The sequence below is a fragment of the Phyllobacterium bourgognense genome (genome assembly GCF_003337575.1).
Taxonomy (GTDB): Bacteria; Pseudomonadota; Alphaproteobacteria; order Rhizobiales; family Rhizobiaceae; genus Phyllobacterium; species Phyllobacterium bourgognense.
Genome location: NZ_QPJM01000017.1, coordinates 102,632 through 114,678, shown reverse-complemented (window position 1 = coordinate 114,678; position 12,047 = coordinate 102,632). Strand labels below are relative to the sequence as shown.

At 57.8% G+C, this 12,047-nt stretch carries 7 protein-coding genes; 4 read left to right on the top strand and 3 right to left on the bottom strand.

The features are described 5' to 3' along the window. The coding region (locus C7476_RS22655) for a S8 family peptidase (protein ID WP_147274712.1) at positions 1 to 2,477 on the bottom strand (2,477 nt) is incomplete at its 3' end. 461 nt (positions 2,478 to 2,938) lie between these two features. On the opposite strand from C7476_RS22655, the gene C7476_RS22650 reads away from it, so the two are divergent. Together C7476_RS22650 and C7476_RS22645 are read left to right on the top strand one after the other, a co-directional pair. Continuing rightward, entirely contained in the window at positions 2,939 to 3,652 is a 714-nt protein-coding gene (locus C7476_RS22650) for a L,D-transpeptidase (protein ID WP_114432129.1), read from the top strand. A gap of 286 nt (positions 3,653 to 3,938) precedes the next feature. Further along, on the top strand, positions 3,939 to 7,001 hold the full coding sequence (locus C7476_RS22645; protein WP_181872565.1) for a GH92 family glycosyl hydrolase: 3,063 nt from the start codon (positions 3,939 to 3,941) through the stop codon (positions 6,999 to 7,001). Between the two features lie 159 nt (positions 7,002 to 7,160). Here the strand turns inward: C7476_RS22645 and C7476_RS22640 are convergent, their stop codons facing one another. Continuing rightward, the gene (locus C7476_RS22640) at positions 7,161 to 7,496 is read right to left on the bottom strand and encodes a metallophosphoesterase (protein ID WP_114432111.1); all 336 of its coding nucleotides are present in this window, start codon (positions 7,494 to 7,496) and stop codon (positions 7,161 to 7,163) included. A gap of 350 nt (positions 7,497 to 7,846) precedes the next feature. Between C7476_RS22640 and C7476_RS29555 the strand changes: the two genes are divergently transcribed. Both C7476_RS29555 and C7476_RS22630 read left to right on the top strand, forming a co-directional pair. Beyond that, a complete protein-coding gene (locus C7476_RS29555) occupies positions 7,847 to 8,095 on the top strand; it encodes a hypothetical protein (RefSeq protein WP_181872564.1) in 249 nt (82 codons plus the stop codon). Positions 8,096 to 8,485: 390 nt separating this feature from the next. Continuing rightward, positions 8,486 to 9,907 carry an amidase gene (locus C7476_RS22630; protein WP_114432109.1) on the top strand — a complete coding sequence of 474 codons (1,422 nt, stop codon included), beginning with the start codon at positions 8,486 to 8,488 and terminating at the stop codon, positions 9,905 to 9,907. Between the two features lie 7 nt (positions 9,908 to 9,914). Here C7476_RS22630 and C7476_RS22625 read toward each other — a convergent pair whose 3' ends face one another. Then, positions 9,915 to 12,032 carry a S9 family peptidase gene (locus tag C7476_RS22625; protein ID WP_114432108.1) on the bottom strand — a complete coding sequence of 706 codons (2,118 nt, stop codon included), beginning with the start codon at positions 12,030 to 12,032 and terminating at the stop codon, positions 9,915 to 9,917. Positions 12,033 to 12,047: the final 15 nt, after the last annotated feature.

Genomic DNA, 12,047 nt, shown 5'->3' with positions numbered 1-12,047 from the left:
AGGAAGGTGACGTCGCCGCTGACATGCAAGACACCGAGCGAATGGCCCGGCGCAACCGTACCGCCGGCATTGGCGGAAAGGGCTGCCAGGCGGCCAGTGCCAGCAAGCCTGCCACCCGAATTGATGGCAACCTTGCCGCTAGAACCATCGAGACTGGCGAGGCCGCCATCGACAGTGACATCGCCGGTAACCCCGCTCGTGCCAACCTGCAGCGCTCCGCCAATGACAGCCGCACCACCGGCCATGCCATAGACAGCGGCAAAGCCGCCATTCAGCACAAGATCGCCAGCAGTCCCGGCGTTGCCGATGATCAGGCTACCGCCGTTGATGCTGGCGTTGCCGCTCGTGCCATCGACAACACCCCAGCCGCCATCGAATGTGAGATCGCCAGTTTTGCCGGTCTGGTTGACGCGCAATTCGCCGCCTTGGTTGATCGTTGCATTCGCCGCCGTCCCATCGACCCGGAACAAGCCGGCGTCATTGACAACAGCGTTCGAGACGATCGAGCCGCCTTGGGCAATGGCAAGCTCCCCGCCATCGACGATCGTATCGCCGCGATACGTATTCTTGCCGGAAAGGGTAAGTTTGCCCAAACCGGATTTGGTGAGCCCGGCATCGTAGGAAGAGGGATCGGCAAGCTTCGTCGCGAGATAGGCCGTGCGGGTTTCCTGGTTTTTAAAGGTGCCCCTAAGAAGATTCTTTGTCTCGTCGATTTCGCCGTCAAGGATAGAAAAGGTTTTGTCGTTCAGCAATGCTGACAAATCTTGACCATATGCTTGCGCGAGCCACGGATATTGGGGATCGGAAGCATAGGCGAAGTATGTTGGGTAGGTTGTCTTAGTGATAAGACGGTCCAGTACAACGGAAGCCAATCCGTTCTCCCGCACGCCTTTCAGCTCCTTTTCATACTTTCCTGTGGAAATGACCGCAACCAGTGCTTTCAACAGACTAGGTACATCTGATTTTAGCTCCAGCACAATCGCATCTCGTTCCGCATCGGACTGACCATCATTCCATCCACTGGCAGTCTTTTTTGTTTTCCAATCGGCAATCTCCAGAACCTCTTCGGTCTTACGCTGATCAAGCGCGGCTTGGCTGATGTCATTTGACCAAGTGTCAGTAATGCTCACACCCAAATTGGCGTCGAAACGGCCAAGAAATTGTCCGGGGCCGTTCATTGCTTTCTTCAGATCAGGCCGGCCCCAACCGAACACCGCATTCGGTGCCTCGATATTGTCGTTGACAACGCGATTATCGGTAAGATGTTCTGCTGTGGTAAACAATACATCGCGCGCCTGAGGGCCGGTGAGATAAGAAAACCGGTCCATCACCAGCCCCAACGATGCCGTCACATTGGGCGCGGCGGCAGATGTGCCATTGTAGGTGGGGGTATAACCAGCCTCGATCTTGTCGGTGAGCTTTCCACCGCCAAAATCATAATCCGTGCCATTTCGGTGTACCGAGGTACTGTAAATATCGACGGTTGGACCGGCCATGCACCAGTATTTGGTCACGCCGCAACGGTCGTATATGGATTCTCGATCCTTGGTAACACCGGTGACGCCGATCCAATAGGGCTCCACCTCCGGCCGAAAATAGGGCATTGCCACAACAGCGCGCGGGTTGTTGCGCCCCTCATTGCCATTAGCCCAGACCTGGATGGCGCCATAGTCTTTCGAGACCTCGAAGGCAGCATCGAGAAACGTTTTCTTTCCCACGAACGTATGATAGAGCTTGGTCAGACCCTCGATGGTCCCATAGTCGCCTGCCTTAGAATATTCCTGCCCCCAGCTTGAATTGATGGCGCGGGCACCGTTGCGGGCAAGGATACCATATGCCTCTTTGTGATATTCATAATCGGCATTGGGGCCAAATATACTCCCATCCGTTCCACCCGAGTTTGCCGAAAGCAGGTGCGCATCAAAGGCGATACCATGCATTTCCAGCCCGTCGCGTTTTGCTACCATCTCCCCCGCTGCAGCGGTGCCATGGCTGTCATTGATCAGGACGTCATAGTCTCCACTGATCGAGAATTTGTCACCCGCTTTCCATGTGCGATTGTGGTCGCCATCTTCGTATCGCCAGCCATCGGCACCATAGGTGCCTGTAACGGTCAGTGACGTAAACTTGCCCGATAATTGCGGATGAAAGGCGAGGACGCCCGAATCCACTTCCCCGAGAATCACCTTCTTGCCCGTATAGCCAAAAGCATAGGCATATTCGGCCTTCACACCCGCCAGGGCGTGATCCTTCAGGAATTCCGGTGTGCGCCAGCTTTCCGCCGCCTTCCCGAGATCATCCGTTTTCGTACCATCGGCCATGAAATACTTGCCCGCCTCCTGCGCCAAAGCTGGAACTGTCGGCAATGCGATAGCGATCGCAGCTGCTGACACAAACGAAAGCAGCTTGCGGCGCACGCGATGGAATGAAGGCGATAATGGAGAACGGGCGGAATCCGCCCCTGAAAATTCATACATGAAAAGCGTCCTTTAAAAAAATCAGGCAATATGAAGTGCAATATAGTTGGCAGAACTTTGCGGCTAAATGCCGTTGTGTCAACTGCCTGAATTCGAGGCACGGTCAAATAACATGCATGTTGTGAGAAGCTACACGATTTCGGGTTGTTAATAGAAAGAGAAAGGTGTTCCGGTTGCATTCTGGAGCGCCTGGCCGGTTGCCTCTCCATGCCGGGCCACGCTTCCGAAAATTCCCCGCACACGTCACCTTGCCTTCCAGGTCCCTGCTGCCAGGCTCACGAATTGTTTATCCGAAGTTGAACGGCCAATTCCGTTGGGTACGGGCTTTTTGTTGCGGCGCGGCAACAGTCGGCCAGTCGCCTTGTTTGCGCCCTATTGTCAACGGTTAGCCGCCATATTCATTGTGCGTTTAGGCGGCGCAACTTCCCGCTCGCCCATCCCGCCACCAACCTGGTTCAATGATGCAAAATACACTTTCCCGTCGCGGCTTTCTGGCTGCATTGACCGCCACCGCTGCAGCCGGTCTCGCCGGCTGCGCACAGATCCGCGACGACAGGCCGGTCATCCAGGTCGATGACTATGGCAATCCCCTCGCGTCGCCGCAAATGGATGTCGACCCGGCTTTCGCTTCTTTTCAATCCATGTATTCGGCCCGTGAAGACGATGGCTACATGCTGCCGGCGATCCCGATCGAAAAGATGGACAAGCGCTATCTCCGGCAGATCGTGCAGGATCCGACCGGCGAACAGCCGGGGACGATCGTCGTCGATACGACCGACAAATTCCTCTATCAGGTGCGCGAAGGCGGGCAGGCGATCCGCTACGGCGTCGGTATCGGCAAGGAAGGTTTCGCCTGGTCGGGCCGCGCCGTCGTCCAGTGGAAGCGCCATTGGCCAACCTGGACGCCGCCAGATGAAATGGTCGCCCGTCAGCCAGAGCTGGTGCAGTACAGTGCGCGCAATGGCGGCATGCAGCCGGGACTTAAAAATCCACTAGGCGCCCGCGCGCTTTATCTCTTCAAGGATGGCGTCGACACGCTCTATCGCCTGCACGGCTCGCCGGAATGGTGGTCCATCGGCAAGGCCGTCTCATCTGGCTGCGTGCGCCTGATCAACCAGGACATCATCGACCTTTATGACCGCGTGCCGAACAAGACGCCGGTTCTAGTGACATAAGTTTACGCTCGACATGCAGATAAGAGGCCGATGGATCGCTCCATCGGCCTTTTTTCTTTTGCCAGCTCTATGCTGGAGCGAAAGCTGGCCATCAATTCATTCTCTTATACTTAAGGCGAATTGACCCTATCGCCGAGGCGAATTAATCACAGACTCTTATTTAATCGGCTTAGACCGCCCTGGGAGGAGCGCGGTTTGAAGCGTGGTTGATTGCAACCACCTCGCGCCTGACGCGATGATTTTTCAGTTTCAGAACATTTTCAAGAAATCCATTTTGGAGGAAACCATGACACTACGACGCATATTCATGGCGGGGCTTCTCGCCTCGACCATGCTTGCCGGGTGTAACGGCGGCGACGACAAGAGCCCGCCAGCCGATACGAGATCGCAAGGCACCTTTGATCAGCTGAAGGCCGAAATCGACCAGCTCAAGAACGAGATCGGCAGGAAAGATCAGGCGAACGAGCAGACTTATGCCGAGCTCAAGGCTGCTTTGGCGCAATTGCAGGCGCTGGGTCTCGTCGAGTTGAAGCAGGATGTAGCTGCGCTGCAAAGCCGGGTTGCCGCATCGGAAGAGGGTTTGAAGCAGCTGGCCGCGCTTTCCGCTCACCTCGACAAGATCGATGCTGCCTTGGAGGCGCTGGACGCGAAAACCCTGTCCGGCGAAGACCGGATCAAGCTTGGCACATTGCAAAGTGATTTTGCCGTGCTGAAGGCGGATTATGACGCAGCGGTGAAGCTGGCGGGCGACCCGGCCAGCACCACAACTTTGACAAAACTGCTTCAGGGCCTTGCGGACGGCAAAGCCGACAAGATGCTGATTGAAAAGCTGCAACAGACTTTGGGCGAATTGACGGAGGGCCTCGGCAAGGCAAAGCTCGGTACGGAGAAATCTGCCGGAGAGCTTGAGAAGCGAATTGCCACGCTGGAGGCGGCGATCGACAAACTCAGTAATCCGCGCGTTGATATGGCGCTCACGCAGTTTGTTGATCCGTTCATTGGCACGGGTCCCGGGCAGATGTACGATGGCCCAGGGGGCGGACAGAGTATGGGCGCGTTCACATTCCCTGCAGCGGGCCGGCCATTCGGTATGGTAAATTGGGGGCCAGATACGAACACGCCGGGAGGCTATTCCGTCAAAGGCTACCATTATGAGATGAACCGCATAGTCGGCTTCCCTCTCACTCACTTGAGTGGCGTTGGCTGTGATGCGGGCAGCGCTATTCCGTTTTTGCCGATGTCCTCTGCGAACGAAACGCAACCAGCCCTCGACCACAAACAGGAAGCCGCTCAGCCCGGCTACTACTATATCAAACTCCCCGACAGTGGCATCGAAACCGAACTGACCGCAACGACACGCACGGGGCTCGGCAAGTTCACCTATCCGGCGGGCAAGAGCGCGCTGCTGCGCATCGATGCCGCCTCGAGCACCGGCTCCGGCACGCTCACTGTCGATGCAGCGTCGAAAAGCGTTTCCGGCTACACGAGTGACGGCGGCTTCTGCGGCTCCGGCGGCCGGTTCAACGTGTACTTCCACGCAGTGTTCGATCAAGCTTTCACGCCTTCAACGACGTCCGGGAATTTCACAACGCTCACCTTCACTGCCGTGGCCGGCGCGCCAACCGTCGTGCGTTCCAAGGTTGGTCTTTCCTATGTCAACGCCGCGAATGCCAAGGAAAACCTGGAGAAGGAAAGCGGAAATGCAACTTTCGAGCAGGTGCGGGAGCAAGCAAGCGCCGATTGGAACAAGCGGCTGAATGCAATCCAGATCAGCGGCGGCAGCGCCGACGACACCAGGAAGTTTTATACGGCGCTCTATCATTCGCTGCAGACGCCGTCGACCTTCAGCGACGTTAATGGCGAGTATATCCGCTTCGGCGCAACCAAGACGGAAAAGGTTGAAAAGGATCGCGTCCACTATTCGAGCTTTTCGAGCTGGGATACGTATCGTTCGCTGATCCCGCTGCAGTCGCTACTCTATCCGCATGAACTCAGCGATATGATGCAAACTCTGGTCAATGACGCAAAACAGTGCGGTGGCACCTTTCCGATGTGGGTGCATGGTAATTCCTCAAGCCCGATCATGCCGGGGGATGGCGTCTCGATCATCGTGGCGCAGGCCCATGCCTATGGCGCCCGCAATTTCGATACGGCTGCAGCCAGCAAGACCATGCGCGATACCGCCTTCGGACGGACGACGCAGTGCGGCGGGAAGACGACCCTTCGCGGGCTTGGCGACTACATGAAGCTGGGCTACATCCCCTACAACAGCAATGAGCAGGGCGCTACCTCGACCAATATGGAATATACGAGCACCGACTTTGCCATTTCCCGGTTCGTCACAGCACTTGGCACGAAGGATGATCAGGTGATCGTTGGTGGTTCCGGCGATGAGGCGGCGACCTTACGCAAACGCTCCGGCAATTGGCAAAACCTGTTCAATCCGGACTGGAAGAACGTGGTTTGGAACAAAGATGATAAATGGGAATCGGGAAGTCCCGTGGTTGAAGCATGGACAAAAGCCAATGGCAAACAACCTCATCCGCAAATTCAGCCGCGGCGATCGGATGGTAGCTGGCCAAGCGTATACGCCGCCGACAACAAAGGCGACAACAGGCGGAACTATACCGAGCAATACCGCGAGGGCAACGCGGAACAATATACCTGGATGGCACCGCATGATATTCGCGGCTTGATCAACGCCGTGGGTGGTGAAAAGGCGGCGCTGGCCCGGCTCGATACTTTCACGACCTATGTCAATGCCTATGAAGACCTGCCCGGCTACATGTGGATCGGCAACGAGCCGAATTTCGCTTCGCCGTTCCTCTATAATTGGACCAGCCAGCCCTATAAGTCGCAGGCCGTCGTCCAACGCATCAGAACCAACCAGTTCACCACAAAGGTGGACGGCATACCGGGCAATGACGATCTCGGCGCGGAATCTGGGTGGCTGGTGTGGAGCATGCTTGGTCTTTATCCGGAAATTCCAGCGGTTGCGGGTCTCACACTTGTCAGCCCGACATTTGAAAAAGCGGTAATCTGGCAGGGTGAGAACAGGCTGATGACCATTAAGGCGCAAAACCCTGGCAAAACCTATGTCCAGAACCTGAAGGTCGACGGCAAGGCGCATGATAGCACCTGGTTGCCCATCGATCCGTCAGGTGGGAACGTGAAGCTCGACTTCACTCTTGGTGACAAGCCGAGTTGCTGGGGATCGAAGCCTGCGGCAAATATCCCGCCATCCTTTGGGCCGGACGGCAACGATACCGCGCTAATCGGGCCGGCGGAGATTTGCGATCCGCAAGCAACAAAACCGACCGTAGTCACCGCCAAAAAAGGCGGCGAGTGATCAAAGCCGGTGGATGTGAGAGTCCTCCGTTGTAAATCCGGCTGTCACTCCTGTCGTGACAAACTGCCCCAAGCGGTCAATATCTGCTGGTCAATTCCGGCCAACTTGCGGTGGCCCGTTTCCGCCGTCATGTCTGGTGCTGCGAGCCTCGCAGCAAGCCTATCTCTTCTTGCAACTGATCAGCACTGAATTTCCATCGGTGTATTTGCTGCGCAAGGTGTAGAGCCAGCCCTGGCACTCCTGCATGGAGGTGAAGCAACGAAAGAACGAGACCGTCGTATTGTCGCCGCCCATGGAAAGGATTGGGTTGTCGGTCGTACCGGTATATTGCCCGACGATGATCCCGGATCCACGCGGCGGCGTGTTGCAGCGCTGGCCGGCATATTCGCTGACATTCTTGCGAACAGCCTGTGCTTGCGACATACCGGTGACAGCAATAACAGGCTGCGCCAGGAAACCAAGGCCGAGTAACAGGGCAAATGCGCTTTTTTTCATCTAAATCTCCGAGGCTCTTCAAGAACAAACCAAGCGTCCGAATCCCCCGAGAGCCTGAGCGTAAATTCGCCAAGGCAGGCTGCAAATGGCGCTTTCCTGCGCTCCGATGCTCAAGTACCCAACGTACGCTCCGCTTCGGTGCTCGAAAATCACCATTTTCGCCACGCCCTGACCAATTTGCGGTCAGGCTCTGAGCGGGCGTCGTAATTTATAGCTCATTTCAACGCGCAGGTAACTGCGCGAACGCCGCAGCACGGCGAAGTGAAAGGCGCGTGAGGCACTAACGTCCTGCTGTCAGCACCTTTTGACAAGTCGGTGACAAGCGGGCGAGATTGTTTCTCAGGCATGCGATGCCGCGTCCACCACCCAAGGCGACCGAGCTGCACAACCTCCGGAAATCAGGGCCGCACGATTGGCGCACGATCATCATCTCTTGGCGCGGCGTGAAAGACGGGGCGGGGGCGGCAGCAGCGGGGGCGGCTGCGGCAGGAGCAGTCGCTGTCGCGGGAGCGGTCGCTGTCGCGGGGGCAGTTGCCGTGCCGGTTGAAGATGCCGCCGGTGCGGATTTTGCTCCACCGATCGCCGCTATTGCGGACTGACATGCCGAGGAGAGTGACGAGTTATGCTGTTGCAGACAGGTGAGTGCGGCCTTGCCTCCGGGTTGCACACCCGAACATTGCGCCATGAAATCGGAACGGCAAGCGGATTTGATGGCGCTTTGCTGCGCTGCTGTTGGTTGCTGGGCGGCGGCGGTGGCGGCGAAAAGACCGGCCATACAAAGCATGGTTATCAACAGGCCGCCTCTGCGGCCTGTACATCTTCTGGTTTCTTCGAACATCGAACCTCTCCCTGGGGAATGCGATCCCAGGGAGAAGTTGACATGCAGGACGGACGAAGGGCAGTACGTTACAGTTACGAGACGCGGGTTGGACACCGCCCCGAAGACAAGTATAGTACCGTCTTGCGGCGCTCCGGCAGAGGACTAGGTCATGGCAGGTGATGTGGGTCTGACTGGCATGCCCGCCTGCGACGTTGTCGATCTGCTAAATCGTGGTGAGGTGACGCCGCTCGACTGTCTCGATGCGCTTGAAGCGCGCACGGCGATTGTCGATGTTGCCGTCAACGCACTTCCCATCCTCTGCTTCGATCGCGCTCGCGAACAAGCCCGCCTGCTGATGCAACGGCCCCTTGGCAGCCGCGGCCGTCTGGCCGGTCTGCCGGTGCCAATAAAGGACCTGACGGACGTGGCCGGCGTGCGTACCACCTATGGTTCGACGATCTTCGCCGACCACGTCCCAGAGAAATCCGACATTCTCGTCGAGACGATCGAGGCTGAAGGCGGCGTCATTTACGCAAAGTCAAACACGCCGGAGTTTGGTGCGGGCGCCAATACATTCAACGATGTCTTTGGCGCGACGCTCAATCCCTGGAACACGAAGCTCTCGGCTGCGGGTTCATCCGGCGGGGCGGCGGTGGCACTTGCCACTGGCATGGCTTGGGTGGCGCAAGGATCCGACCTTGGAGGCAGTTTACGCAATCCCGCAAGTTTCTGCGGCGTGGTGGGACTGCGCCCCAGCCCCGGCCGCGTTGCCAGCAATCCGGGAGCCAAGATCGATCGCCTGCTGGGGGTCAAGGGGCCGATGGGCCGTACTGTCGAGGACACGGCGCTTCTCCTTGATGCGATGACCGGCGAGAGTCCTGCAGACCCTCTGTCGTTGCCGAGAACTGAAAGCTTCCTTGCTGCAGCGCGCTCCGGCTGGCGGCCCGCGCGTGTTGCTTTCTCCGCAGATCTCGGCATCACGCCGGTGGATCCGGAGGTGGCATCGATTTGTCGCGCGGCGGCCGCACGCTTTGGCGAGATTGGCACCCTTGTCGAGGAAGCGCATCCCGACCTCTCCGAAGCACATGATACTTTTCAGGTCATGCGGGGCCTGGCCTTCGCCGCCAGTTATGCGGGCCTTCTGGAAAGCCATGCAGATAAAATGAAGCCCGAAGTCGTCTGGAATATCGAGAAGGGTCTCGGCTATTCCATGGCAGACCTTGTCCGGGCGGAAAACAATCGCGCCGCGATGTTCCGCAGGATGAACGCGTTTTTCGACACCTATGACCTGCTGCTTTGTCCGGCGACGATCGTCGCCGCCTATCCCGTAGGCGAGCGGTACGTGAAGGAATGTGACGGCTACACCTTCTCAAATTATGTCGAGTGGCTGGCGATAGCCTATGCGATCACGCTGACGACTTCGCCAGCGCTAAGTCTTCCTTGCGGGTTCACCGCTGATGGACGCCCCGTCGGGCTGCAGATCGTTGGCCGCGGACGGGCTGAGGGACGTGTCCTGGCTGCTGCGCGTGCGCTTGAGCTTGTTCTGGACCTGCGTCCGATCACGCCAATCGACCCACGCTCGCCTGGCTGAGCCGATCTCAGCTTGATCCCGAAACGCCGGTTTTTCCGACCAGCTTCAACGCATACGCATAGACATAGGCGACTTCTTCCAGCCGCGAGAAACGCCCCGAGGCGCCGGCATGGCCCGCATCCATGTTGATGCGGAAAAGCACCGGATTGCCGTCCGTCTTGAAGTCCCGCAGCTTTGCCACCCATTTCGCCGGTTCCCAATAGGTCACACGCGGATCGGTGAGGCCAGCGACGGCAAGGATAGGCGGATAGTCCTGCGCGACGATGTTGTCATAGGGCGAATAGGAGGCCATGTAGGCATAGTCGGTGGCCGAGGTGATGGGATTGCCCCATTCGGTCCATTCCGGCGGGGTGAGCGGCAGCGTGTCGTCGAGCATCGTATTGATGACATCGACGAAGGGCACTTCGGCAATGATGCCGCCAAAATTGCCTGGCGCCATGTTGGCGATGGCACCCATCAGCAGACCTCCAGCGGAACCGCCTTGCGCGACGATACGGTCATGGCTGGTGAATCCTTCCGCGACGAGATGTTCGGACGCGGCGATGAAATCGGTAAATGTGTTCTTCTTCTTCAGACGCTTGCCGTTTTCGTACCAGTCATAGCCTTTGTCCTTACCGCCGCGAATATGGGCGATGGCGTAGATGAAGCCGCGGTCGGCGAGGGACAGGCAGTTGGTGTTGAAGCTCGCCGGAATGGTGATGCCGTAGGAGCCATAGCCATAAAGCAGGCAAGGCGCCGAACCGTCGATCTTCGTGTCGCGATGATAGACGATCGAGATGGGTACGATCTCGCCATCCGGTGCCGGGGCGAGCAAACGGCGCGTGATATAATCGTCCGGATTGTGCCCGGAGGGTACTTCCTGCGTCTTGAGCAAAGTGCGCTCGCGCGTGCGCATATTGTAATCGTAGAGCTGGGTCGGCGTGGTCATGGACGAATAGGAGAAGCGGATGATCTCCGTGTCATATTCGGCGCTGCCCTGCAGACCAAGCGCATAGGCTTCTTCATCAAACGATATCGAATGTTGCTCGCCCGAATGGCGGTCGCGGATCATGATGCGCGGCAGGCCGTTCTCACGCTCGAGCCAGACGAGATGGTTGCTGTAGGCCGAGTGGCCGAGGAGCAGACGTCCGGCCTTGTGGGGAACAATCTCGGTCCAGTTGGCCTTTTCCGGCGCATCCACCGGCGCGCTCATGATCTTGAAATCCTTGGCGCCATCGGCATTCGTGAGGATGTAGAAGACATCGCCGCCCTCGGTGAGGCTGTATTCGACGCCTGTCTGCCGTTCGATGACGAGTTTCGGTTCGGCGGTATCGTCATTGGCTGGCAGCAGCCACATTTCCGAGGTTTCGTGATCGTGGATATCGATGAAGACAAAATCATTGAGCGTGCTGCCACCGACACCGAGGAAGAAACCCGGGTCTTTCTCCTCGTGGATCAGGCGGTCCTCACTCTCGGGCTGGCCGAGCTTATGGTAGAACAGGCGGGACGGCCGGTGATTGGCATCGACGCGCGTATAATAAAAGCCATTCGACTGGGCATTCCACACGCCGCCACCGGCTGTATCGCTGACCGTCTCGGCGGTATCCTGCAGCGTCGCGAGGTCACGCACCTTCAGCGTGAAGAACTCTGAACCCTTGTCATCGAAGCCCCAGATCATCTTGCTGTGATCGGGAGAGTGATCCGCTGAGGCTAGCCGGAAATAGGGCTTGCCTTCGCCTTCGAGATCGCCGTCAAGCAGCATGGTCTCAGGTCCGCCATCGCGCGGCGTGCGGAAAAAGCGCGGTTGCTGGCCGCCGGTCTTGTAGGAGGTCCCGTAGGCGTAGGGCCCGTCTTTGGACGGAACCGACGAATCATCCTCCTTGATCCGGCCCTTCATCTCGTCGAAAAGCCTCACTTGAAGGTCTTTGGTGTCTGCCATCAGCGATGACTGGTAGGCGTTTTCCGCTTCGAGGTGGATGCGAATCGCCGGGTCAAGCGTCGAAGGATCGCGAAAAACGTCTTGCCAGTTGTCAGCGCGCATCCAGCCGTAATTGTCTGTACGGGTGATGCCGTGGCGCGTATCGGACACAGGTTTTTTTTCGGATTGGGGCGCCGGGATGCTCGCAAAACGTGGCGTATCGGTCATGGAAAAAACTTTCAA